This window comes from Deinococcus misasensis DSM 22328 (assembly GCF_000745915.1).
Taxonomy (GTDB): Bacteria; Deinococcota; Deinococci; order Deinococcales; family Deinococcaceae; genus Deinococcus_C; species Deinococcus_C misasensis.
The window spans coordinates 1-1,284 of the sequence record NZ_JQKG01000103.1 but is presented as its reverse complement, the minus strand read 5'-3'; the positions used below and the strand labels follow the sequence as shown (position 1 = coordinate 1,284).

The 1,284-nt window shown below is 57.1% G+C and carries 1 protein-coding gene; it reads right to left on the bottom strand.

All coding sequences use genetic code 11. The features are described 5' to 3' along the window. Positions 1-146: 146 nt before the first annotated feature. Positions 147-1,070, bottom strand: a complete 924-nt coding sequence (locus tag Q371_RS23295; RefSeq protein ID WP_034345494.1) for a carbohydrate ABC transporter permease — start codon at positions 1,068-1,070, stop codon at positions 147-149. Positions 1,071-1,284 lie beyond the last annotated feature (214 nt).

Genomic DNA, 1,284 nt, shown 5'->3' with positions numbered 1-1,284 from the left:
AGGCTGGTGATGACGGCCCACACGAAGGGGAACAGCAGGTAGACGGCGATGATGGCCAGCAGCAGGTAGAACAACACCGTTTGCAGCACCGGGGTCTGTTTTTTGTGGGTTTGGGTGTTGACAGCTTTGATGGTCATGGGGTTACCTCAATCAAAACGAACCTTGAGGCTCGTGACGTACATGACGGTGAACGCCATGATGATCAGGAAGATCACCACAGACACTGCGCTGCCATACCCGAGAAGCTGGTTGTCGATCAGGTTGAGGCGTGCGTAGGCGGTCATGGAAGCTTCGGCGGCTTTGTTGGGTCCCATCATGACGTACATCACGTCAAAGACACGCAGGGCGTCAAGGGTGCGGAACACCAGAGCCACCAGAATGGTGGGTTTCAAGAGTGGAAGGGTGATTCTCCAGAACTGGGTCCACTTGCTGGCCCCATCCACATCTGCTGCTTCGTACACATCTGCAGACAGGCCTTGCAGACCGGCCAGCAAGAGCAAAGCCATGAAAGGGGTGGTTTTCCAGACGTCCACGGCCACAATCGCCCAGATGGCGGTGTTGGTGTCTGCCAGAACGGCCCCGAGTTGGGTGCCGAGCAGACCGAAAGAGTCGTTGTACATGAACGCCCACATCTGTGCAGAAACCACAGTGGGGATGGCCCAGGGCACCAGCATGGCGGTCCGCATGAAGGTGCGGCCTCTGAATTTGCTGTTCAGCACCATGGCGATGCCAAGACCCAGCACCAGTTCCAGTGAGACGGAAACCAGCGAGAACTTGATGGTGTTCCAGACGGCAGCCCACCAGCCGGGATCCTGGAGCACGCCCAGTCCCACACCGTCTTCGTTGGTGAACCAGTAGTTGCCCAGACCAATCCATTTGGCACTGGCGGGATCAGAGATGTTGGACTCGGTGAAGCTGTAATAGAAGGTCTTGAAAAGGGGGTATCCTGCGACCAGCGCAATGGCGATCAGGGCAGGAATCAGAAACCATATTGCACTTCTGGCCCGGGCTGCTTCAACGCCGCCTCGGGTTCTTTTTTTCTGCGGGGATGCCGCCTGAATTTTCGTCATGGTGACCTCAACAAAAGCTGTACCAACGGCACAAGCTCAGAAGAGAGGGAGCGCCTCTCGGGCGTCCCTCCATCTTGGGCATCAGGTTTTGCACCTGACAGGACTTCAAACGCTAGGGCTTACCAGCCACGACCTTTGATGCGGTTGAGGTCGGCTTCAAGCTCCTTCAGGGAAGCCTCGGCGGTCTTCTTGCCGGTCAGCACGTCATGCACGG